The organism is Fervidobacterium changbaicum (assembly GCF_004117075.1).
In the GTDB taxonomy this organism is placed as follows: domain Bacteria; phylum Thermotogota; class Thermotogae; order Thermotogales; family Fervidobacteriaceae; genus Fervidobacterium; species Fervidobacterium islandicum.
Genome location: NZ_CP026721.1, coordinates 999,659 through 1,022,630 on the forward strand (window position 1 = coordinate 999,659; position 22,972 = coordinate 1,022,630).

Here is a 22,972-nt window from a genome sequence, read left to right on the forward strand (position 1 = left end):
TAGAAGCAAATGAGAATTGGACTATTCGATTCAGGAATAGGCGGTCTTTCTGTCTTAAAAAAATTAATTGAAACCCTACCGGCTCATTATATTTACGTTGCAGATACTATGCGTGCCCCATATGGTACAAAATCACGTGATACAATAGAAACTTTCAGTAGGGAAATCATTGGCTTTCTGATGGAACGAAAAGTTGAGCGAATATTTGCAGCATGCAACACTTCCGATTCAACAATGGCGAAATATCGCCATGCTTTCAAAATACCGTATCACAGCATTATCCAAGCAGGTGTCAACGCCTCAAAATATGAGAGAGTTGCGGTCATAGGCACTCATACAACAGTTCAGAGCGGTATCTATAAACACGCTCTTGAAGAAAGAGGAAAAAAGGTTGCTCAAAGACCCGCTCAGCTTTTCGTTTCATTGGTTGAAGAAGGTATATTCTATGGCAACATGGTTGAAGCCGTCGTTAAATTCTATCTAGAACCATTTCGAAGATTTAAACCCGACGAACTGATTCTTGGATGTACGCATTTCCCATTCCTTAAGGACATAATAGCACGTGTTATGGAAAACGTTAGAATTATCGACCCCGCAGATGAAATGGTTAGGGAAATATCCCACCTTGTTGGTAGTGGAAAGCCGTTCGTCGAATTTTATGTAACTGGCAATCCAGAAGAGTTTGAGAAAAAGCTTAAAAAGATTGGATTCAGACATCCTTACCAAGTGAAACATCTTGAAGTCACAGAATTAGAACAGAAGGTGGTATACTTTGAAAGAGCTTGTGATATTGACAGGGTACTCGGGAGCGGGTAAGTCCACCGCTGCTGGTTTGCTTGAAGATTTAGGTTTCTTCTGTATAGATAACCTTCCACCTGAAGTTATATACCAAGTAGCCAGCCTCGTGTTGCCAAGTGTGGAAAAACTGGCCATTGTTATTGACGTTCGAGGATATATGTTCGGCAATGTTACAAAAGCCATCAAAGATATCAAAGAAAGGTTCCCGTTCACAAAGGTTATCTTCTTAACCGCCACGAAAGAAACTTTGGTCCAAAGATTTGCGCACACTAGAAGGTCTCACCCACTTTCTAAACAGGCCACATCGATAATGGAAGCAATAGATCTGGAAGCTGAGATGATGAAAGACATCCTCGAGATGGCTGACATCGTGATCGATACGTCCCAGATGAATCCTCACCAACTAAGAGAAAAATTGACAAAGGTTCTTGAGCCCACGGAAGGAAAGGATTTTACCGTGCATATAATCAGTTTTGGTTTCAAATATGGAATACCGCTTGATGCGGATTTTGTTTTCGATGTCCGCTTCTTTCCAAATCCTTTCTATATTCCAGAACTCCGCCCGAAAGACGGCCGCGATGAGGAAGTTAAAGAATTCTTGAGAAATATAGAAGGTAGTACCGAATATTTGAATAGGATAAAATCCGTTATCTTATTTGCCATAAATAGATACCACTCAGAGGGTAGAAAAGAATTAATTATTGCGATAGGATGTACCGGTGGAAAACACCGGTCTGTTTACTTTGCTGAAGAGTTGTCTTCTCAGCTTGAAAAAGAGAATTTCAAAACAACCGTTGAACATCGGGATGTGGCACTTGGATGAAGGTCGTTGCCGTAGGTGGTGGAACAGGTCTTTCTACGTTGTTACGTGGTTTGAAAAATTATCCATTCGATATAACAGCCGTAGTTACAATAACTGATGAAGGTGGAAGTTCAGGTATACTTAGGGAAGAACTAAACGTTCCACCACCTGGTGACATAAGAAACAATTTGGTAGCGCTTGCAAGTTCTGAAAGTATTCTTAGTGCGTTGTTTAACTATAGATTTCAAGATGGCTCTTTGAAAGGCCACAGTGTCGGTAACATCATTTTGGCCGCGCTAACAAAGATTACAGGTAGTTTTGCAGAAGCCGTAGCAAGAGCGTCTGATATTCTTGCAATAAAAGGTCGCGTGCTCCCTGTATCATTGAAGATGGCAAGGCTTGCTGCTATCTTCTCAGATGGGAAGTGCGTGGTTGGTGAAACAAACATCGTTGAGTATGGTAAGACTACCAAGAATCGAATAGTTGAATTGAGATTAGAAGAACCTGTGAGAATAAATCCAGAGGTTGAACACGCAATAGAAGAAAGCGATGCTATTATCTTTGGCCCCGGAAGTCTATATACAAGCGTCATTGCGAATTTAATTATCGGTGGATTTCAAGAGAGTCTTAAAAGGTCGAAAGCCATAAAAATCTATATAAGCAATATAATGACTCAACCCGGTGAGACTTTACAATACTCGCTTGGCGACCATGTACAGGAGATTGAAAGATATGCGGGAATCTCTATCGATTACATAGTTCACTCTTTACCTCCTAGAAACGAAGAGGTTTTGAAAAGATACATCGAAAAGGGTTCCGAACCAGTGAAGGTGGATATCAACGATAATCGCTTAATCTTAGGACATTACTCTTCGGTTATTTTCGAAAATGAATACCGAATTAGACATGATCCATTGCTAATCTCAGAAGTATTATTCAACTTGCTGAGCTCGTTAAAGAACAAAATACCGAGTGAAAGTTTACAAATTTAGAGGTGAAGTCGTGAAATACACATTTTCTGAAGAAGTTAAAGGTGAATTATGTCAAGTTGATGTTCTCAGCCAGGAAGAGGCACGGGCTGAGATTGTTGGTTATTTAAAAGGTAAAGGAACATACGTGAAAACTTCGGTTGATAGCTATATTTTGCTCGAAGTTGGTTTCATACCAGCTGCTCGTAGGGTCATGAATTTGCTGCACATTTTAGGAACGGACAAGAAAAAGCTTACACTGATAAAAAACAAACTCCAGCGCAAAAGAGTTCAGATCTTTATTCCAACAGACATCTTAAACAAACTCCAGTTGTCCATACTCTCAATGCCTAAAGAAATCCAAGAAGATATAGGTTTATTCGGTGCATTTTTGAGAGGCTTCTTTGTCGCTTCTGGATCTGTTACCGACCCAGCAAAGAACTATCATTTCGAATTGGTTTCTTATAACGAACAACTACTGTATTTCATTGATAGAAAACTCGAAGATTTTCTTGGTGTAATTGGAAAAATCACAAAGTTGAGGTATAATTATAGGTACTACTTAAAAAGGGGTTACGACATACAAGAAGTTTTAGAATTAATGGGCGCAATTCGTGCAGCGTCGCATATAGAAAAAATCACTACATCTCGGGAGATAAAAGCGGATATAAACCGCACTCTTAATTTTTTGAGTGCTAATGCTAAAAGAACAGGCGAAAGCAACGCAAAACAAATCAGAGTTATCAACGAAGTTATTAAAAGAATCGGCTTGGAAAATTTGCCTGACGAACTGAGGAAACTGGCTCTGCTTAGGTTGGAGCACGAAGACCTTCCTTTAACGGAACTTGGAGAACTCTTCGACCCACCAATGACGAAAAGCATGGTGTATAATAGGTTTAAGAGATTAGAAAAGCTTTTGGAAAAGACCAAAGGAAGTGGTGAGGGAGAATGAGGTGCCCATTCTGTGGTTACGAAGACACAAGAGTGCTTGATTCGAGGGAACTGAGTGAAGGTAGGGCGATAAGACGTAGGAGAGAATGTCCGAACTGTCATGCGAGGTTTACCACGTATGAAAGGTACGAAACTGGACCAATAACAGTAATAAAAAAGGACGGCAGAAGGGAAAAATTCGACAGAAGAAAGATATTGAACGGTCTTCTGAAGGCTTTTGAAAAGCGACCTGTCACTTTGGAAGATATCGAGCGAATAGTTGACAATGTCGTTTCGACTCTGCAAAAAAGTGGCTCGGTCGAAGTAAGTACTGAACAAATCGGGAAAATTGTCATGGAAGAGTTGAAGAAAATAGATCAAGTAGCCTACGTTCGTTTCGCATCGGTTTACAAAGATTTTAGAGAAATTGATCAATTTATAGAAGTCATCAAAGAATTGCGCGGGGAATCACAAAAACAAAGTGATTAAATTTCTTAGTAGGAGGGAGAAAGTGATGGAAAAAGTTAAGCTAACAAGAGCAGGTTATCAAAAGCTCAAAGAAGAACTCGATGAATTAAAACGCCAACTTATGTTCGAAATCCCAGAGAGGATAAAAGCTGCAAGAGAATTAGGAGACCTTTCGGAAAATTCAGAGTACCAGGAAGCAAAGAACGAACAAGGCAGAATTGCTTCTCGTATCAACGAACTTGAACAGATGCTCATGAACGCAGAGATAATATCAGAAGCCTTCGATTCCTCAACCGTGAGTCTTGGTGACTGGGTACTTCTAAAGAACCTCGAAACCGGTGAAGAAATGAAAGTCCAACTTGTAAACCCGCAAGAAGCTGATATATTTGCAAATAAGATAAGCATTGACTCCCCGCTTGGAAGAGGTATTAACGGAGCGAAGAAAGGGCAGACTATAAAGGTAAAGGCACCGAAAGGAATTGTTAAATACCAGGTGCTCGATATAACAGCAGAGTAGTCAGCTAAAATTACCAAAATGAAATAACTTTTACACTTTTGAAGCAGCTTAGGAGGGATTCATCTTGCTTAAGGACTTTAGAGAGCAAAGGGTTAAAGAGATAGAAGAACTGCGAAATATGGGCATAAATCCTTATCCATATTCCTATCCGAAAACACACACAACGGAAGATATAAAGAAGCAATTCGAACACCTTGCAAACGGAGAAGTCACAGATCAAAAGGTTTCAACAGCTGGAAGGATAATGTCCATAAGAGAGCACGGCAAAAGTGCGTTCTTTCATATCAAAGACACCTACGGACGCATACAAGCATACGTTCGAAAGGATAAAACAGAGAACTTTGAGTTCTTTAAAGAACACGTAACTGTGGGAGACATCATCGGTGTTGAAGGTATAGTATTTAAAAGCAACACCGGTGAGATTACTATCCTTGTCGAAAAGTTCCAGCTCTTGGTCAAACCTCTTAGACCGATGCCTGAGAAATGGCACGGTATAAAGGACAAAGAAATACTCTACCGTCAAAGGTATGTCGATATGATTGCCAATGATGAAACCATAAAGAGGTTCAGAATAAGGTCAGACATAATTAGAATGATCCGTGAATTTCTACACAAGAAAGGATTCTACGAGGTCGAGACACCTATTCTTCAATACCTCACCGGTGGTGCCTCAGCACGTCCATTCATTACACATTGTAATGCACTGGACATCGATATGTATTTAAGAATCGCAACTGAACTCCATCTGAAAAGATTTATTGTTGGAGGCTTCGACAAAGTTTACGAAATCGGAAGAATTTTCAGGAATGAAGGTATTTCCTATAAACACCATCCAGAATTCACCTCTATAGAGCTCTACCAAGCGTATGCAGACTACGAAGATATGATGAACCTCACTGAAGAGCTCATCACATATCTTGTTGAGCAAATCTTTGGAACCACGAAGATCACGTACCAGGGTCAGGAAATAGATTTCACAAGACCTTGGAGAAGGGTTAAGATGAGAGAGTTTATAAAAGAAAACCTAGGTGTTGATATACTCGAAGACTCAGACGAAAAAATGTTGTCTGTTCTAAGAACCCACGGTGTCGATGTTGAAATAGAAGACAGGGGGCACATGATCGAAAAACTTTGGGACCTTGTTGAAGACAAGGTTGTCCAGCCTACGTTCCTACTCGACCATCCAGTTGAAATTTCGCCCCTGGCAAAGAGACACAGGGAAGATCCTAGGGTTACCGAGAGGTTTGAATTGATAATTTACGGTCGCGAGATGGCGAATGCGTTTAGTGAACTCAACGATCCTGTGGATCAGCTTGAAAGGTTCATGAATCAGCTGAAATTAAGAGACCTCGGTGATGAAGAAGCACAGATGCTTGACAAAGACTTCGTCCGCGCACTTGAATACGGAATGCCACCAACTGGTGGACTTGGAATAGGGATTGATAGGCTTGTCATGTTGCTAACAGACAGCGCGAACATCCGTGACGTTATCGCATTCCCGCTTGTCAGACCGGAAAGTGATATTGATATAGAAGAAATTGAAATCTCTGAGAAAGCAGAAGAAGGGGGAGATAGAGTATGAGCAAAGAAAGCAAAGATGTAAAACTCCGAAAACACATAAGTAAGTGGCAACAAGTATTCATTTGGATCATAGCGATCGCATTCATCGCAGGTATAGCACTCTGGGCTTTAGCGGTTAATTACACTCCTGGGGCAAAGAAAATGAAGAGAACATTAGAAGAAACTGCAGCGTACTTAACAAAAGATGGGACACCTCTGAAGAATGAGACTTATTGGGTATTCCCGGAAGACATCGAACAAGTCTACGGAAACCTGTTAGCTCAGTACGGCAACCCTTCACTTGATCCCGTTACTGAAGAACCATACGTTAAGACACTCATCGCCGTTGACCTACTCAACAAGAAACTTATGCTCTACTACGCAGAAGTCAACAATATCAAACCAGATAAAAATAAGGTCAAGGAAGAAGTCAAAAAGGAAATAGACGAATTGAAAAAGGACAATACAAAACTCCAGCAGATTAAAACTCAGTACGGAAGCCTCACAAATTACGAGAAAGAACTAACACGTCAGAAAGAACAGGAGCTAACAATACAAGCTGTAAGAGATAAACTCGGGGCTGTTACCGATAAAGAGATTCAAAACTATTACGACAAAAACAAACAAGACATAATTAACAAATACACAAAAGCAGAAACATCGTATTTGACATTCGAAAGCAAAGAAGAAATGGAGAAATTCGTCAAATCAGCTATGGAAAAAGGTGTAACGCAAGCTGCATCCGAAGCTTCATTGACTTTAACGGATTACACGCTGAACAAAGGTACGCTTCCTGAAGAACTTGAAAACATGATTTTCGATGCAACATCGACACTCGTTTCATTCCCGTACAACGACACGTACTTTGTATTCAATGTGAAAAGTGTACAAAAGGTTGATACATTTGAGAATTTCAAAAAATCCGACGCCTTCAACGAAATTGTCACGAACTTGAAGAACGAAAGATTCGGAGAGAACTTCAAGAAATGGAAAGAAGAAAACAAGATTGCGTTTGAGATAAGAGATCCCGTTTACAACGCATGGTACCGAGCGCTTACTTCGGAAGGCAAAGACTTACTGACTGCGTACAAGAAATTTTACGAAGAGTTCTTCACTGAGAAAGAGGAAGTTAAAAGCGATATACCAGCTGAGCAAAAAGCCGCCTTCTTGGTAATTGCAGATAGAATAATTGAGAGTACAGATACAGCTCTTGAGGCCGTAAAAGGCGATGTCAGGGAATTTGAGAAGAAAGTGGTTCTATCTATATACGAGCAAGTGAAAGGCTCTTCACTTGAAATACTCAGAAGGATGAAAGAGTATTACCCAGACAGGAAAGATATCACCTACGATTACTACTCAAAATTGTACGACACTATAAAACCGTATCTTTCAATTGGCGGAGCTTACTACGTAATGAATCAACTTTTCGAAGTTTACCAAGGTTTTGCTGATCTTGCTGAAGCCACGAATGTCGATGTTAAGATAAGGGCAGATTCATACTACAAATTGTACGAAATGAACAAGCTTCTCGATGATCCTAAAACGGCAAAAGGATATCTGGCAAAGCTGAAAGAACTTAAACCGGACTATAGTATAAACTTTGATTCAGCGGAAAAAGAACTCGAAGATATGATCAAACAAAAAGAAGCAGAAGCAACGCAAACGACAAATGAATCGACACAAACTACAAACAACGCAACACAAACAAGTGATACAAACAATAAATAACGAGTGAGAATATCCCCCGCAAAGCCTGCGGGGGATAATTTCAAATGTCAGATTCTTGGTCTAATTCAATCCTCAACAAACACTTGGAGGTGTTATTATGAAAAGGTATTTGAAGATTCTCTCTTTACTCCTTACGGTTGGTGTCTTGTTCCTCAGTTCAATTGCTTTGGCAAGCACTCAGCAGAATTTCGCTGCTTATCTTGAAAAAGGTGGAAAGATTCTCACTGGAATTACGTGGGACGATATTGATCAGCTTTACGAACTTTACGAAATGTACTACGGTTCTTTCGATCCTATATTTGAAAAACCATACGTTGAAGCACTGATAATGAATCAACTACTTAAGGACAAGTTCGTCGAGTATCTTTCAGAAGCAGAAGGTCTATCTTCTGAAGAGTTCAAGGTTGCTCACTCTGAAATTTCGGAATCTGATATGGAAAAATACTACGAAGAAAATAGAGAAGACATCCAACAAGAAGCATACGTGGACTTTGACTACGCTGTTTTTGAAACGGAAGAAGAAGCAAAAAAATTCTACGATAGAGCCTCTGAAGTCGGTTTTGAAAAGGCTATTAGTGAAGCTTCCGAGTCTTCTGGACTTTTGGACTCAGATTCCTATGCCGGACTTAAAAAGAGTCAAACGAGCGCTTCGTTCATAGATGTGCTGTTCACACCATCTGAAAAAAAACTCAAAATGCACACGACTGACAACGCAAGCTTTGTGTTCAACATAAAGAATCTAAATGACCTTTCCACATTTGAAAAGTTTAAAGAATCACCAATGTACGAGGAAGTTATGGCAAATCTTTCCAACGAAAAATTTGAAAAATATGTTGAAGAAAAAATTAAGAGTGAAAAAATCAACTTCGCTGTGCCTCAAGAGTACAAAATATGGTTTGATATGGTCCGAAATGTACCTCCTGAAAAGCTTGTTGAACAGTACTATTCTACAGTCTTCAATGAAACTGGGAATCTCATAGAGACTGATCCTATCGTACTAACAGGTTTGCTAACTGCTTTGGAGGATGCCAATCTAGTTGAAGAGTACATTGAGGAATACGAAGCACTTGTAAGAGAACTTTATGAATTAGGATACAGATCTTTCTTGGTCCTTGCAAGACTTAGGCAGTTTGACAATTCAGAAAACGTTCTTCTGGAATACAACGTTGAACTCTCGAAGATTCTTATAAACTACATAAACAACGGAGACACGTTGTCTGTCCTGCAATACATATATTCAAATCTCTCTGAACTTGAAGAACTAAGCAACTCTGGAAATCCTGAAGTAAGGCAAAAAGCACTTGAATATCTATACAGAATGAACAAAGCACTTGGAGACGAAGAGAGTGCAAATAAATATTTGGAACAGTTGCACCAAGAGAATCCGAATTATAAAATAGAAAGTGAGCAATAAACCCAAGACAAAATTTGGACTATTTAGCCAAAACATTCAAAGATATTGTTCCCAGGGGGGTTAGAGCATGCACTGGGTTATCACAGGTGCAAATAGAGGTATCGGTTTAGCACTGACCAAACAACTGCTATCAAAAGGTGAGAAGGTAACCGTGGGCGTCAGAACATCCATGCCCATAGAGCATGAAAATCTTAAGGTATTGAAAGTCGACACTTCAAATCCAGTCTCTATAGAAACCTTCGTTTCTCAAATAATTGAACCTATAGACGTGCTTATAAACAACGCGGGTGTGCTTATTGAAGAAAGGTTCCCTGAAGTCACAGAGGAAGGTATGATATTATCCTTCAAAGTCAACACAATGGGTCCATATATGCTCGTACAGGAATGCTACAAACAGAGCAAACTTAGAGAGGGAGCTAAGATAATAAATATATCAAGCATCCTTGGTAGCATTGCAAGTACGGGCGGAACTACATCCGTGCCTTACTCTGTTTCAAAAGCTGCGTTGAACATGGTTACGAAATTACTGGCGCACAGGCTTAAGAACATGTACGTTGTTTCCGTCCATCCAGGCTGGGTAAAGACGGACATGGGCGGTCCTGAAGCACCCCTTCTTCCAGAAGAATCAGCGGCTGGTATAATTAAAGTAATCGAGAACTTGAACCAAAGTGGGGTCTTTCTTGATTATACCGGGAAACCCCTGCCTTGGTAAACAAACTTGTCAAAGTTTCTATGCACATAGTGCAGGGGTGTTCTCCATGAAAGCTGTGGCCAAAAACATATTCATTGTCCTTTTAGGTTTGCTTGCTATTTCCCTGATTGTTGCGTTTATGCAGTTGTACAGAAATGTTCCTGGAATAGAAGAGTTTAAAGATGCAACCGTTGTTGTGAACGGTGAAGAAAAACCATTCCCGTACTTTGTAGCAGACAAAGAAAACAACGAGTACGTCATGCAAATAAAAATAGATGGGTCGAAATACAAAGGAAAAACTCTTGCCGTTTCGGCGACCGCTAACCAGTACTTACGAATCTACCAAAATGACGTGTTGATATATGATATTTCATCTAAGAGAGGTAGTGTCAATCCTTGGCACAGGTATTTTCCTGTTGTTCTCCAAGGCGATGTGGTTATTGAACTCTCTTTTATCTCGAACGGTGGTATCGAGCGGAAATTTTATATTGGTAAGCACGAGGATATAATTAAATTTGTTGAACGTGCCAACGCTATCGAAGAGTACATGTTTTATCTGGGCACCGGTTTCATGCTCGGCCTCTTTTTAGTCGTACTTTTATTGGCTGTTGCATTAAAGGAAAAAAGCTTCCTGTACGGTGCTTTAGTTATAGTTTCTCCCTTCTTGACAAGCATTGATGAGATGAACCTTTTCTTGCATCCTTTCATAGTTTGGAAAAAACTAGCGATACTCGGTGCAGCACTTGCGATGTATTTTGCTTACAGATTCGCAAACGAGATTTTCAAAAGAAGGGCAACGAAACTGGAAAAGCTCTACATCTTGGGCTACTGGTCGTTGTTTGTTCCCGTAGTCTTATCTAACAGTATGACGTTACTCAAAAGGTCGTATGCGAATTTTTACCTTTACTCTCTCATTTTACTATTAATCGTCCTAGGTATACTTATTAGAAAAACGAAGAACAGATATGAACAGTTGATACTCTTTGGTTTCTCTGCGGTTATCGGTGCTACTTTCTTGTCTCTGCTTTCCGTAGCAAACATAATTAAAATTGAATTCATGTTCTTCAACATAGGTCAACTTTTCTTTGGGTTCACCGTAGCTACATACGTTGCTGCAAAAACTATAGAAGTTTTTAGGAATACTCAGAACATGAACGAAGCAATTAGCAGACTAATGGAGCAACAGACCAATTACATTCAAAATCTCGTCGCTTCCAGGGATAAGGTGAACGAGCTTTCATCATCTTCCGTAAAATACTTCGACGAAATAGAAGACTTGTACCAACACCTCAGCAACTCTTCTAAGAATGCACAAGAAACACTTGATAAACTGCAGAATATCGTTGAATACTTCGAAAGTTTTTTGGACGAGATAATAAAAACTTCGTCGCTGTTGCAAGAAACTGTCAGTAAGTCAGATAGCATAATGGCAGACATAATTGCACTATCTGAAAATAGTAAAGCGAACTTTTCTGAAACGGAGACGATCGTCGATAACTTTAATCAAATGAGCACAAAACTGAAATCTACATTCGACGACCTGTACCAAGATTTTGCTAAAATAAAGGATATTTCAAGTCTCATAAAAGCTATCGCAACTCAAACCAATTTACTTTCTTTAAATGCATCCATAGAAGCAGCAAGAGCCGGAGAGGCTGGTAAAAGCTTCGCCGTTGTTGCAAGTGAGATAAGGAAGTTGGCTAGCGAAGCTTCTGAATTTGCGGAAAGGATTGAAAACAGCATCACTCTGATCTCCAGCAAGTTTGAAGGATTCGCAAAAGAACTATTCGACCTTTTCAACAATCTTGAGATTATAAGTAAGAGCAACGAGAAACTTTCACAGTCCATCTACAGATTTATCGATAACGTCCAGATTTTAACTCAAGACTTCGACAGAGTTGAGGCAACTTTTGAAAAACAATCATCGGAGATGAACAACCTAAAAGACAGCATATACGAGATAATGAAAACCTCGGAAGAATTGAGACAAGCATTTGAGTTGTTTGGAGAAACTCAAAAGAAAATAGAAGATATCTTTTCCGTAATTATGGATCAAATTCTTGAGGTTCAGAACGCACTGAAAATTGAATAATTTGGTTGAAGCCAACGGAAACCAGCAATGGGGGTGATTTTCAAGTGAACATAAAAAGGGCATTGATAAGTGTCTCAGATAAGACGGGAATCGTTGAATTCGCCAAAGAGCTCCACAACCGCGGCGTGGAAATAATTAGCACCGGGGGTACAGCAAAGCTTCTCTCAGATTCCGGAATCCCCGTGAAACAAGTATCCGAAGTAACAGGTTTTCCTGAAATCCTTGGTGGTCGTGTAAAAACCCTTCACCCATTCATATTCGGTGCTATCCTTGCCAATTACGATGAACAGTCCCATATCGCAGACCTTGAAGAACATTCGATCAGTCCTATCGACATGGTCGTTGTGAATTTGTATCCTTTTGAAGAAGTTCAAAAACAAACGAGAGACGAAGATACGTTGATAGAAAATATCGACATTGGTGGAGTTGCACTCCTTAGAGCCGCTGCGAAAAACCACAGGAACGTTGTCGTTGTATGCGATCCAGCCGATTATCCAAAGGTTATAAAGTTACTAGACTCCTGTGGAGATGTCCCACTCCACGACAGAAGAATGTTCGCACTAAAGGCGTTCTATTACACCATGAAATATGATTCCACGATTCACAAAGTCCTTTCCGAACTATTTGCTTCCGAAAAATACGAACATATGACCTTTGAAAAATTCTCCAACCCGCAGGTTAACTACGAAATCCTTGACAACGTCGATAAGCGATTCGTTAGGCTCAGCAAATACACAGAACAATCTACCGTAGTAACCTTAGGTGCGCTCGTCGTTGCACAAGAACCTGACTTCGTTATTGCCTTTAACGATTCTCTGCCTGTCTCCATGGTAAATTTGAAAACCTCTGGCGGACGGATATGCGACCTCGTAGGTTCTACAGTAGTCATGAGAAGACTTACAAACGATATGGTAAGAAAGCTAAAAGAAAGCACGTTTACCATAATATCATACGAGGAAGCTGAAGACGAAGAGTACGCACAAGAAGCACTAAAGGGGAAGGAATTAATAAAATTCACATACTTTTTCGAAAATTTACAAACTGAAAAAATCCCAATCGTTCACATGGTTGGAAATGTGATGATAAAAAAACTAGTAAGCACCATGAACATCTATCGGTTACTTTTAGCATCAATGCCAAAAAACAGCTTGATAGCCGAACAAAATGACGGATTCTTCAAATTCGAAACATGCCCAACCAATATTATTGAAAGCCTTGAAAAACTCATTTTCGATTCTGAAAAAGCGATGATTAAATTAATTAACATCTATACGAACGCTGAAGTAGATAACCTTTTCACAAAAATATGCGGTGAACGTGGCATTAACATTTTCACTTTCTAAAGCTAATTGGACACACCAACTCTCAATTTTGCAAAGCAGTTTTTAAAATGACACCCTTGCACAAGCTTGCGAGCACACTCGCAAGCTTTTTTGTTAACTCATAAAGCCTGGCCAACTTACCGTCTTCTTCCGCCTTTTCGAAATCCTCCATCATAGCTCTCCTATTGTACAATATCTCTCCAAAAGCCTTCTTCACTTCATCGTGTACATCGAAAAACATAGAATAAGAAAATAATATCGCTTCGTATATAAGTTGTTCATCCGAAACAGGGAGCGTCAAAGGTTTTGCCTCTCTTATAAGCTTATAAAACTCTTCTTTGTACTTTGACCTTGTCAACAAGAAAGTCATATAATCATCGTAAGTGCTGTGAGCATTTCTCAGAAATACTCTCATTTTCGGATCAAACAAGAACTGGATAAGTTCTGGAACAGTTCCTGGTCGTACATGATATGGCTGCATCAAATCCTCAAGATAGTGCAGTGCATACGAAAGGAACCTATAACCCCAGTACTCATCACCTTTTCTGAAGGCTTCCTTGGACATCTTTATAAAGTGCAAAAAGGATTTATCACCCTCCATATATTCAAAAAAGGTTACCTTCAAATAAGCGTGCCTATTTGCCTGAGTATCTCCAAGGATTGCGTTGACAATCCCAGACTCCTCAACAAAATCCATGCCGTTGTCTGGAAAACGAGAGTACACGTAAAATATAGCCCATACAGGAAGTTTCCCATCCTGAACCAGCTGATACTGTATTAGCTCAACACCGCTCACTTTCAATAAATCGCTATCAAACGTGATTTTTGCTTTGCCGTGTGCAACAAGGTCGTACGTGACGTACTTTTCGGTGTTGTACCTGCGGTTTTCCACATAATCGTAATCCCTTATTTCGACAAGCTTTTGATAATCGAAATTTGGAATAGAGGTTGCCACCAGGAACGTGAAGATATCATGCGACCCCCAACTGAAAAGAGATTGGGAAAACATCAGAAATATTATCAAGAACACAACGACTCTCGTCAAGTTGAACACAACAAATCACCTCAAATCTTTATGCTTTTTTTAGATTATACTCCACAACTGTCAAAAAATCCAAATTTTAGCGTTATAATACATGTGTATACCAAGCACACCGAATAACCGCTGAGAGGTGATTGTTGTGAAGATTCTTCATACGTCTGATTTACATCTAAGAACCGATTCTCCCGAAAGATGGCAAGCACTGCAGCTCATAGTGGATAAAGCCAAGCAAAACTCTGTTGATCTTCTGGTAATCAGCGGGGATCTGTTCGACAGCAGGGAAGATGCCGTGAGAAGTTACGAGAGGTTAAGAGCAATATTCTCTGGATCAAGTTTTCAAACATTTATCCTACCTGGCAACCACGACGAAACATTCTATGAAGACGGACTTCATTTTGGAGACAACGTTGTTGTTCTCTCAAAAGAAAAGAGCATCTATGACTTCGAAGATGCAAGAATAATCGCAGTTCCGTTCAAGAAAGAATATTCATCTGCTAAGGAAACTTTTGCCGTTCTTCGCCAATCCAACGAACTTACAACTTCGAATAAATCAAACGTCTTGCTTTTTCATGGAGAATTGCTCAGTCCTTATTACGAACCAGATGACTTTGGAGAAAAGGGCCGATATATGCCGGTAGATTTGAACCTCCTAAGATCGTTGAATTTTCAATACATTCTTGCTGGACATTTTCACACAAAATTCAATATTCTGAGAATTTCTAATAACTACTTCATCTATCCAGGTTCACCGGTATCAGTTACGAAAAAAGAAAGAGGCAAGAGGAAAGTCAACCTGTTAGAAATAGGTAAACAACCGCAAGAGTTGGAACTCGGCTCATTCTATTACGAAGAAATAGAAATAAACTTGAGCATTTTCGACGATGAACATCCTTTTGATAAGTTTTCAAATGTTTTGAACAGTTTGAAACTTCCTCAAAATTGTTCACCCATTTTCAAGATTACCGGGCACTTCGACGGTGCGAGATTTTCTATCAGTGAATCAGAGCTGAAAGCAAAAATCCAAAGTCTCGCGGATACGTTAGGCACAAAACCTGAGGTTGAGTTCTTAGCAAAAGACTTGGGAAAGATCAGCAACGACATGCTCTTTAAAAAAATAGTAGATAGGATAAATCAGCAAGAACTCGACGAGGAATCGAAAAAGCAGCTCATCGAACTCTTCGTTAACGCAATGATGTGAAAAGGAGGAAAATAGTATGAGGATTAAAGAATTCCATATCAAAAAATACGGACCTTTGTCGTTTACAAAACTTGTCAAGTTGAATAATTTCACGATCTTTTACGGTGAAAACGAAAGTGGCAAGACATTAACAATAGAGGCCATTCTCAAAATACTCGTTGGCAAGAAAGAGGCAAAAGATAGGATCTACGAAAATATCGAACGAGTAGAGGAATATCCCGACGGTTACCTCATCATTGAAGATGGAGAAAAATTAATTCGTGTGCAAAATGGGGAATTTCTGAAGCACTTTGAACTATCCCACGAAGAACTCAAAAATATATTCATCATCCGCAACAGCGACCTAAGCATCGAGTTTTCTCAGAAGAACAAAGAACCAGACGTGTACAGCAAAGTTTCTGAAAAACTTGTCGGTTCCCAGATATCAAAGATCCAATCCATCAAATCTAAGATTCTTGAAAACAGTATCATCACAGAATCAGGTATGTTTAAAGACCAAAAGGAAGCAAAATACAAACAGTACTTCGAAAGGATAAATAAATTGATTGAAGAGATAGACAACTTACTACCGAAGCTTGAAAAAAGCGACTATTTTGAAATCGAAGAACAAATAGCAGTGGTGCAAAAGGAGCTCGAGGCACTTAGAGCAAAGGTAAAAAGTTTAGAAACGTCAAAACAAATTGCCACGTGCAAGGAGCTTTTAGAGGACATAGCTAAGCTCGAGTCGTTGGTAAATGAATTGAGTAACTACAAGACATACACAAACGAAAATTTACAAAAGTACGTAGAACTTGAGAATAAAATTGAATGGTTAAAAGACGAGATAGACAAGGTCACTAACGAAAAGCAGAAACTTAAAGATAAAGTAGAGAATATCAATAAAGAAATAGAGCGAATCGAAAATAACATATCCTTGTTACGTGAAAATAGCAAGAACGCAGAAAAGATAAAAGAAAGAATCAACGGATATCTATACAAGAACTCTGAAATGAGCAATAAATACAAGAACAAAAACATACTTCTAACTTCGACCTTCACCGCAATTGTTCTTGCCATAATACTCTTTCTAACAATATCAGGAACCATCTTCAAAGCTGTAATAACAGCAGCTGGTATTGTAACTACACTCTTTTTGTTTGCACTTTATTCCAAACTAATCAACCAAATTAGAGCTGTCGAGCAACTTCGGAAAGAAATCCTAAGGGAAGGGCAAATAACTTTTCGAACAACTTTCACAGATATCGAATCCCTCGAAAACGAATGTTTAAACACTATGAAGGACTACGAAAAGACCATTGAAGAAGAAACGGGATTAAGAAATCGTAAAACTGAGTTCGAACGAGAAATAGACAATTTAGAAGACCAGCTCAAAGACTTAACTGAACAACATTCAAGAGCCGAAACAGATTTGGAGACTCTTAAGAACTTGTTGTCCGTGAATTCAGCAGAAGGGTTGAGACAAAAACTAAATGAGAGGTCAAAACTTGAAGGAACATACCAAGCCTTAAAATCACAAATTCTTACAAAGATAAAAACCTACGGTGTCAAGCTGGACGGCCTTCCTAAAGATTTACCGGAACCATGTGGGCCAGAAATTGCCGGTGAACTTGCGAAAATAAAGGATACGCTTGTTAAATACATGGAGCTAATGAGTAAAGACCGAACAAAAGAAGAAAGCGAAGAGTTGAAACAATTAGCTGAATTCGAAGAATACGAAGAAAAAATAATGCACGAAATTGAAAAGCTCCAAAAACAGTTGGAGGACCTAAGAAACAAAGAAAGACAGTTGCAAGAATTGATGAAATTCATTTTTGCCAAAGCAAAAGAATCAAAACTGCTAGATGAAATCTTTGATGAAGTGCCCGACGTTGTATACAAATCTGACCTGATCAAACTCAGAAATGAACTTCGAGAGTTTATCGACGAATTAACAAAACGACAAAACATCGAGAAAACTGCACTTGAAATACTGCGAAAAATCGAGGAAGAGGAGAGAGAAAGCATTTCAAATTTATTCAAACAAAGCAATTTAATAAAGATCTTCACTGAGATAACGGACGGAAAATACATCGATGTGGTGTATGGTAAAAACAAAACCGACGAATACATCAAAGTCAGAAGTGCAGATGGTCAAGAATTCACACCAGAACAACTCTCCGCAGGCACATACGACCAGCTCTACTTTGCCATTCGACTTGCTCTTGCTGAACATCTTTTTGGCAAAGAAAACGGGCAAAAGGCATTCTTCATCCTTGACGATCCATTTGTAAAATACGACAAAAAACGCCTTCTAAAACAAATCCAAAAACTTGTAGAACTTTCAAACCAAGGATGGCAATTTTTGTATTTCACAGCAAAAGATGAAATAGTTGACTTAGGTGAAAGACTCGGCATTGATATAATCAATCTTGATGAGATCGTTCATTAATCATAACTGTTCATTTCTTCTTTACGGTATGCTAAAATTAGACGTGGACCTACAAAGAGAAAAGAAAGGAAGGGAAGATATGGCTATCTTAGTTGCTGGTGGGGCAGGATACATCGGTTCGCACGTTTGCAAGATGCTGAAAGAAAGAGGATATGAAGTAATTATCTTGGACAACCTTTCTCACGGATACCGAAGCTTTGCAAAGTACGGAGAGTTCATCTTAGGTGATATCGCAGATGCAACCTTGCTCGACTTGATATTCACACACTACAAAGTCGATGCAGTAATGCATTTTTGTGCGTACATAGAAGTTGGGGAGTCTGTGAAAGATCCGAATAAATACTACATAAACAACGTCTCAAACACAATCACCTTGCTCAACGCCATGCTGAAGCACAACATAAAATACTTTGTCTTCTCATCGACCGCTGCGGTGTACGGCATGCCAGAGCGAATACCGATAAAAGAAGACGACCCAAAAGCGCCGATTAATCCATATGGAAGAAGCAAATACATGGTCGAACAAATCTTAGAGGATTACGATAGTGCTTACGCTTTGAAAAGCATACGCTTTAGATACTTTAACGCCGCAGGAGCTGACGAATCGCTCGAAATTGGCGAAGCACACGAGCCAGAAACACACCTCATTCCTTTGATCCTCGACGCAGCTTGCAAAGTTAGAGAAAGCGTAAAAATATTCGGTACAGACTACAAAACCAAAGACGGCACCTGCATCAGAGATTTTGTGCACGTTAACGACTTAGCGGATGCACATATAAAAGGTCTCGAATATCTAATGAGCGAAAACAAAACCGACTATTTCAACCTTGGTAGTGGTTCAGGATATTCGGTGAGAGAAGTTATCGAAAAAGCCAAAGAAATCACGAAGGTTGATTTCAGAGTCGAAGAAACCGGTAGAAGACCAGGGGACCCAGCTTACTTGATAGCCGATAATGAAAAGGCAAGAAAGATACTGAACTGGGAGCCAAAGTACGACCTTGATGGGATAATAGCCACTGCTTGGAATTGGCACAGAAAGTTGAGGAAGGAATTCTGCAATGAATAATTCATTTGGAAGTATAAAAAAGGCTTCGGGTCGACCGAAGCCTTTTTGGTTGAATTATATTGATAATTACCTTCTGTATCCCTTGGCTAAAGCTGGATTTCTGACCTGAGCAGTTCTTCTGAGATTCACTTGTCCTTTTGGCCCTCTCAAGCTTGCTAAATCAAACGACTTCCCATCAACGGTCACCTTTTCCGCAACGATGAACTTATCTGAACTAGTTGTTACAATTCTTCCTACAATCTCAATAGACTGCCCTTGTTTGAGTTGAAGAAGTCTAAATATAGGTCCTGCATGGACATCGTAGACCGTGTCACCAACTTGAACTTTGAAAACAAATCCGTTGTTTAAATCGAGTGAGTACTCCTTTACAGTACCTTTAAACGTCTGCGTTGCACTCAAAGAAGCATCTGCCGGTAAATTTCTGTGAAGTCTCTGCTGAACGGCTTGAGCAACCTGCTGCGATGTTTGAGTGTTTGCTGCAGCTTGATAACCGAATCTTTGAGCGTTCATGGGACCAAATGCAAAAATACTACCTGCCAAAAGAACTCCCGCTGCCAAAACTACCAAGAACTTTTTCATACTTACCAACCTCCTCAAAGTTTTTTAGTTTTAACCTTTTTTCGTTCTCACCTTTTCGGTGAGTTGCAATAGTATTCTACTCGTATAACCTTAGAAAGTACTTTAAATTTGCTGAGAACTTGCTTAGAAAATAAAAAAAGAGCAAGCCTACTCGGCCTGCCCTTTTTTCTTGCCGTTATGAGAGCAGTAGTGATTATTTCTTCTGCTCAATTAACTCCTTGAGCTTTTCTCTTATCATGTACCTTGTTATCTCTCTCTTAAAAGCTGAAGGAATAACTTCCGTAAACATCGCCTTTACTCTGAGCTCAATCTTTATCATTGGGTCATTCAAGTTTCCGTTGTTGTTTAGTTGGAATTTCAAAGCGAACTCAGGATTATTAGCCAAGTCTTCACTGATATAAATAAACGGCAGGTTATTGACAATAAGTCTAACATCATCAATTGTTGGTTCACGTTCTCCTGTAAATAACTTTTTGAAATTCTCGTAGGACTGCTTGTCCTTAAACACCGTGTCCACAAAAGCTTTTCTAATACCGATGTTGTTATCACGCAAGTCAATGGAATCTTTGTACAATTTTCTGAAATCTAAAGTAACTATCACTTTGTAACTATATTCACTTTTACCTTTGCTGTTTTCAAAAGTAGTTGTTGCGTCGTTCGTAAACTCAATGACCCCAGCATTCGGTAAAGCTTTGTTGAATTCAACAAGTACATCCTTTACTTTCTGCGGCACGTTTCCATTCAGCTTAAACCCACCCAAATCTACAGGCTGATTAAGTGCCTCTTTTGCTATGAAGCATTTTTCACTTCCTGCAGCTTTCACAAAGAGTGTAACTATTGTTTCTTTTCCATCCTTTCTGAAACCTTTGTCATCTACGATACTTGTGTTGTTCTCAAAATCACCGATTTCAAGGAAACTCATAACAGACCATTTAAGAGCATCTAACGTCTTGTTGACTCTTGTTATTTTGAACGGTTCCTCCACAAAAATATCTGCCATGTTCAAAAGATCTTTTGGATTTGCAATTGCTGTTAATTTGCCGAAGTGTTCCTTTATTCCGTCAAAATCTTCTATAAGTATCCCCATAAGGAAATAGTAAAGATTATTCTCAGCTTCATCAATTATAATAGGGCTTTTAAATTGATTCTGGGAACTTCTCATGACATTTCTCCATGCTTCTACTAATTCCTCTGCTTGAAGTGCTGATTGGTAACTATGATAAAGCGATGAAAGTGCGTTATAAGCAACGGAAAAATCCCTGAAATCCATGTACAGCTTGTCAGGTTCAGTAATCTCTGGTTTTATCTTCTTTGCAAGCGCAACGATTTTGTCCTTTCTCTCTCCTTGAATCTCTACTATGTACTTTTGCCTGTCCGGATGTGTGTAAAATCTTCTTGCACCTTCATCAAGGAATTTTTCTATCTTTTCGATGTACGTTTTGTGTTTTTCTAAAATGTTCAAAATCTCTGACGGATCAAACTCTTCGTCTTCCAAAAGCTTGAAACCATTTAAGCTCTTTGTAAAAGCTTGAAACGTGCTGGATGGAACAACTTGCTGGAGTTCATCCAATATACTTTCAAGTTCATCGTCCGCAAGTAAATCCGCTACATACCTCGGATCGTTTGGCTCGAGCTTGGTACTATCGTTGACAGGTTGATTTGGTAGTGGTTCAGGACCAAAGAGAGTACAGCTTGTCAACAAAGCTATGCCAAGCACAATAAAAACAAGCATACCGACAAAAGTGAATCTTTTTAGCATACTTGCCCCCCTTCCTGTAAAAGAATAGTTTTCTCTCGCTCATATCTCCTACGAAATTATTGTAACACAGGCTCTATCCAAAATCAAGATACTTATCTTATTCAAATTCGCGCTAAATAAAGAATTCGTCCCACATCTTCTCAATCAGAAACCTTAATCCTCGAAAAAGGGAATATTACGTAACCTATGTTACGGACAATACTTCGAACCTTTGATACAGTATAATTAGGTAAAACTAATTACGGCGATCTTCATATGGAGGTGTTCGATATGGCGGAAATTTTCAACAAGAGGGAATACTTGAAGAACCTCATCAGGCGAGCGGACCGAAATCCACAAGAAGTTGAGAGACTGAAAAGCGAGATTAAATCAGTTATAAAAGAACTAAAACCTGTAGAAATCGCTATCGTTGAAAATGAACTCTCAAGAGAAGACGGGATCACTGTCGAAAGAATTAGGGAGATCTGCGACATCCACCTTGAGCTAATGGAAGAGTTTCTGAACGAAGAACCTCCCGTCGAACCATGGCATCCTGTATTCATCTCAATGAAGGAACACGAGAAAATTCTTGGTATGCTAAAGCGACTGAAAGATCTTGTTGAATCGGCGGTGAATTCTCCTTCGTTTGAAACGTTCGTAAGTATTTCAAGTGTCGTTAATGAGATGAAAGGTATCGAGCTTCACTTCCAAAAGCAAGAATACGGTATATTTCCATACGTAGAAAAATACGGTGTCGAACAACCACCAAAAGTTATGTGGTCTGAGCACGATACAATGCGCTCCATGATTAAGCAAATCACGGAAATCGTCGAAAATCGCGATGTTGAAGCTCTGAAGACGGTTGGTTTAAAGCTCGCAACAGATTTGCTTGAAATGTTTATGTTGCATGTTCATAAGGAAAATCACATACTTTTCCCAACCGCTCTTAATCTTGTTAGTGAAGAAGAATTCAAACAAATCCGAAAAACATTCGATGAAATCGGATATTGCTGCTACTTTCCTGAACCATTCAAAAGTGAGAGACAAAAAGAGCAAACTAATAAAGTTGAAGAAAACTCTTCGGCCCAACCAATCTCGGAAAGTTCCACTGGTTCAACGCAAATTGAAAAGTTGCTGAACGCTTATAGGGAATTGAAAAGTTTGCTCGTTCAAATGAGTGTTATCGATGAAAGTGCGGAAAAGCAAAAGATAAAGCTTCCCTCTGGCGAGTTTGAGATTGAAGAATTACAATACATGCTCAACACTTTGCCTGTCGATATTACTTTTGTTGATAGGAACGATCAGGTGAAATATTTCAGTGAAGGAAAAGAGAGGATATTCTTGAGAACACGTGATATAATCGGTAGAAAAGTTCAAAACTGTCATCCTCCAAAAAGCGTGCACATCGTGGAAAAGATATTGCGGGACTTCAAATCAGGCAAACGTGATCACGCCGATTTTTGGATAAAACTCGGTGACAAGTACGTTTTGATAAGGTACTTTGCTGTTAGAAACGAAAAGGGAGAATACCTCGGAACCCTTGAAGTAACCCAAGACATCGCCCCGATACAACAAATCACCGGTGAAAAGAGGATATACGACGAGGAATGATTATCATATCAAAGGGAGGT

At 39.4% G+C, this 22,972-nt stretch carries 19 protein-coding genes; 16 read left to right on the plus strand and 3 right to left on the minus strand.

Going from position 1 to position 22,972, the window contains the following annotated elements; translation table 11 throughout:
* The first annotated feature begins 9 nt into the window (after positions 1 to 9).
* The 12 genes from murI to CBS1_RS04855 all read left to right on the plus strand — a co-directional run bounded on the left by murI (position 10) and on the right by CBS1_RS04855 (position 13,311).
* On the plus strand, positions 10 to 816 hold the full coding sequence (gene murI, locus CBS1_RS04800; RefSeq protein WP_064011041.1) for a glutamate racemase: 807 nt from the start codon (positions 10 to 12) through the stop codon (positions 814 to 816).
* Positions 773 to 1,621 carry an RNase adapter RapZ gene (gene rapZ, locus CBS1_RS04805; protein WP_090222115.1) on the plus strand — a complete coding sequence of 283 codons (849 nt, stop codon included), beginning with the start codon at positions 773 to 775 and terminating at the stop codon, positions 1,619 to 1,621. The genes murI and rapZ overlap by 44 nt, the downstream gene beginning before the upstream one ends.
* Complete coding sequence (locus CBS1_RS04810; protein WP_090222117.1) at positions 1,618 to 2,592, plus strand: gluconeogenesis factor YvcK family protein; 975 nt, start codon at positions 1,618 to 1,620, stop codon at positions 2,590 to 2,592. The genes rapZ and CBS1_RS04810 overlap by 4 nt, the downstream gene beginning before the upstream one ends.
* Before the next feature lie 10 nt (positions 2,593 to 2,602).
* Positions 2,603 to 3,520, plus strand: a complete 918-nt coding sequence (gene whiA / locus CBS1_RS04815) for a DNA-binding protein WhiA (RefSeq protein WP_033192069.1) — start codon at positions 2,603 to 2,605, stop codon at positions 3,518 to 3,520.
* Positions 3,517 to 3,987, plus strand: coding sequence for a transcriptional regulator NrdR (nrdR, locus tag CBS1_RS04820; protein WP_033192070.1), 471 nt, complete (start codon positions 3,517 to 3,519; stop codon positions 3,985 to 3,987). The genes whiA and nrdR overlap by 4 nt, the downstream gene beginning before the upstream one ends.
* Positions 3,988 to 4,012: 25 nt before the next feature.
* Positions 4,013 to 4,483, plus strand: a complete 471-nt coding sequence (gene greA / locus CBS1_RS04825; protein WP_033192071.1) for a transcription elongation factor GreA — start codon at positions 4,013 to 4,015, stop codon at positions 4,481 to 4,483.
* Positions 4,484 to 4,547: 64 nt separating this feature from the next.
* The gene (gene lysS, locus CBS1_RS04830) at positions 4,548 to 6,065 is read left to right on the plus strand and encodes a lysine--tRNA ligase (protein WP_033192072.1); all 1,518 of its coding nucleotides are present in this window, start codon (positions 4,548 to 4,550) and stop codon (positions 6,063 to 6,065) included.
* Positions 6,062 to 7,771 carry a peptidylprolyl isomerase gene (locus CBS1_RS04835; RefSeq protein ID WP_090222119.1) on the plus strand — a complete coding sequence of 570 codons (1,710 nt, stop codon included), beginning with the start codon at positions 6,062 to 6,064 and terminating at the stop codon, positions 7,769 to 7,771. The genes lysS and CBS1_RS04835 overlap by 4 nt, the downstream gene beginning before the upstream one ends.
* A 97-nt stretch (positions 7,772 to 7,868) precedes the next feature.
* Complete coding sequence (locus CBS1_RS04840; RefSeq protein ID WP_090222121.1) at positions 7,869 to 9,185, plus strand: hypothetical protein; 1,317 nt, start codon at positions 7,869 to 7,871, stop codon at positions 9,183 to 9,185.
* Between the two features lie 67 nt (positions 9,186 to 9,252).
* On the plus strand, positions 9,253 to 9,897 hold the full coding sequence (locus tag CBS1_RS04845) for an SDR family oxidoreductase (RefSeq protein ID WP_033192075.1): 645 nt from the start codon (positions 9,253 to 9,255) through the stop codon (positions 9,895 to 9,897).
* Between the two features lie 46 nt (positions 9,898 to 9,943).
* A complete protein-coding gene (locus CBS1_RS04850) occupies positions 9,944 to 11,968 on the plus strand; it encodes a methyl-accepting chemotaxis protein (protein WP_033192076.1) in 2,025 nt (674 codons plus the stop codon).
* Between the two features lie 44 nt (positions 11,969 to 12,012).
* The gene (locus tag CBS1_RS04855; RefSeq protein WP_033192077.1) at positions 12,013 to 13,311 is read left to right on the plus strand and encodes an IMP cyclohydrolase; all 1,299 of its coding nucleotides are present in this window, start codon (positions 12,013 to 12,015) and stop codon (positions 13,309 to 13,311) included.
* Positions 13,312 to 13,333: 22 nt separating this feature from the next.
* Here the strand turns inward: CBS1_RS04855 and CBS1_RS04860 are convergent, their stop codons facing one another.
* Complete coding sequence (locus CBS1_RS04860; RefSeq protein WP_090222123.1) at positions 13,334 to 14,344, minus strand: phospholipase C/P1 nuclease family protein; 1,011 nt, start codon at positions 14,342 to 14,344, stop codon at positions 13,334 to 13,336.
* Between the two features lie 127 nt (positions 14,345 to 14,471).
* Between CBS1_RS04860 and CBS1_RS04865 the strand changes: the two genes are divergently transcribed.
* The 3 genes from CBS1_RS04865 (at position 14,472) to galE (ending at position 19,024) form a co-directional block, all read left to right on the plus strand.
* Positions 14,472 to 15,530 carry a metallophosphoesterase family protein gene (locus CBS1_RS04865; RefSeq protein WP_033192079.1) on the plus strand — a complete coding sequence of 353 codons (1,059 nt, stop codon included), beginning with the start codon at positions 14,472 to 14,474 and terminating at the stop codon, positions 15,528 to 15,530.
* A gap of 16 nt (positions 15,531 to 15,546) precedes the next feature.
* On the plus strand, positions 15,547 to 17,958 hold the full coding sequence (locus CBS1_RS04870; protein WP_033192080.1) for an ATP-binding protein: 2,412 nt from the start codon (positions 15,547 to 15,549) through the stop codon (positions 17,956 to 17,958).
* Positions 17,959 to 18,037: 79 nt separating this feature from the next.
* The gene (galE, locus tag CBS1_RS04875) at positions 18,038 to 19,024 is read left to right on the plus strand and encodes a UDP-glucose 4-epimerase GalE (protein WP_033192081.1); all 987 of its coding nucleotides are present in this window, start codon (positions 18,038 to 18,040) and stop codon (positions 19,022 to 19,024) included.
* 66 nt (positions 19,025 to 19,090) lie between these two features.
* Here the strand turns inward: galE and CBS1_RS04880 are convergent, their stop codons facing one another.
* Positions 19,091 to 19,603, minus strand: coding sequence for a hypothetical protein (locus CBS1_RS04880; RefSeq protein ID WP_033192082.1), 513 nt, complete (start codon positions 19,601 to 19,603; stop codon positions 19,091 to 19,093).
* Positions 19,604 to 19,796: 193 nt separating this feature from the next.
* Positions 19,797 to 21,362: a hypothetical protein gene (locus tag CBS1_RS04885; protein WP_033192083.1), complete on the minus strand. Its 1,566-nt coding sequence runs from the start codon at positions 21,360 to 21,362 to the stop codon at positions 19,797 to 19,799.
* Positions 21,363 to 21,632: 270 nt separating this feature from the next.
* Between CBS1_RS04885 and CBS1_RS04890 the strand changes: the two genes are divergently transcribed.
* The gene (locus CBS1_RS04890) at positions 21,633 to 22,952 is read left to right on the plus strand and encodes a DUF438 domain-containing protein (protein ID WP_033192084.1); all 1,320 of its coding nucleotides are present in this window, start codon (positions 21,633 to 21,635) and stop codon (positions 22,950 to 22,952) included.
* Positions 22,953 to 22,972 lie beyond the last annotated feature (20 nt).